This window comes from Psychroflexus sp. MES1-P1E (assembly GCF_002836055.1).
Taxonomy (GTDB): domain Bacteria; phylum Bacteroidota; class Bacteroidia; order Flavobacteriales; family Flavobacteriaceae; genus Psychroflexus.
This window is the reverse complement of record NZ_PJBS01000001.1, coordinates 1-1,047: the sequence shown is the minus strand read 5'-3', so window position 1 is coordinate 1,047 and position 1,047 is coordinate 1. Positions and strand designations below refer to the sequence as shown.

The window sequence follows — 1,047 nt, the reverse complement described above, 5'->3', positions numbered from 1 at the left end:
AAACACGTTACCAAACATTAGAAAATGAGCCTATCGATAACCGAACAATTAGCATATTCAACTGTCAGACTAGAATGCACTACAGCGACAGGACAAACTCAAACAGGAACTGGATTTCTATTTAAATTTCTTGAGAAAGAAAATGAATATGTTCCCGTTATTGTTACAAACAAACACGTAATTAAAGGAGCTGTTAAGGGCAAATTTATTTTAACTAAAAGTGACAAAGATGGGAATCCTCTAAATACTGAACATTTTACAGCCGATTTTGTCAATTTTGAAAAGCAATGGAAATTACATCCTGAAAATGATGTTGATTTATGTGCAATGCCTTTAGCACCAGTTTTAAATTATGCACAGCAAAAAGGAGTGAATTTATTCTATCGTGTTTTTGATAAATCAATAATAGCCACAACAGAACAGAAAAGTGAATTTACAGCATTAGAGGATGTAATTATGATAGGTTATCCAAATGGAATCTGGGATTATGTGAATAATCAACCTATTTTCAGAAAAGGAACTACTGCTACTCATCCGAATATAGATTACAATGGAAAAAAGGAATTTATGATTGACGTAGCTTGTTTTCCTGGGTCAAGTGGCTCGCCCGTTTTAATATATAATCCTAATGGTTATACCAATAAGTCTGGAGGAACAATGATGGGTGGAATTAGAGTTATTTTAATTGGTGTCCTTTTCGCAGGTCCTCAACATACAGCAACTGGAGAAATTAAAATTATGAATGTACCTCAATTACAACAACCTATGACTATTTCACGGATACCAAATAATTTGGGGATTTGCCTTAAATCGGAAAGAATATTAGAATTAGAAAAACAGTTTGAACAATAAAAACGTTTGGTAACAACGTGTATAAAACATAGCTAATAAGTGCTAAATCGAGAGGTTTGTGTTTGTTTGCGAAGACCGCCAAATTTTTAAATTTGGCTTTTAAGATTGATAAGTTAAAAACAAAATATAAAAATTAGGCTCTGTGTTAACCCGAAAAGCTAGCGTCTTTTTAAACGCTACGTTTCATACACAAAC

1 protein-coding gene is annotated in these 1,047 nt (G+C 32.9%); it reads left to right on the top strand.

Going from position 1 to position 1,047, the window contains the following annotated elements; all coding sequences use genetic code 11:
- Nucleotides 1–24 precede the first annotated feature (24 nt).
- Nucleotides 25–852, top strand: coding sequence for a trypsin-like peptidase domain-containing protein (locus tag CXF67_RS00025; protein ID WP_102086910.1), 828 nt, complete (start codon nt 25–27; stop codon nt 850–852).
- The last annotated feature ends 195 nt before the right edge of the window (nt 853–1,047 follow it).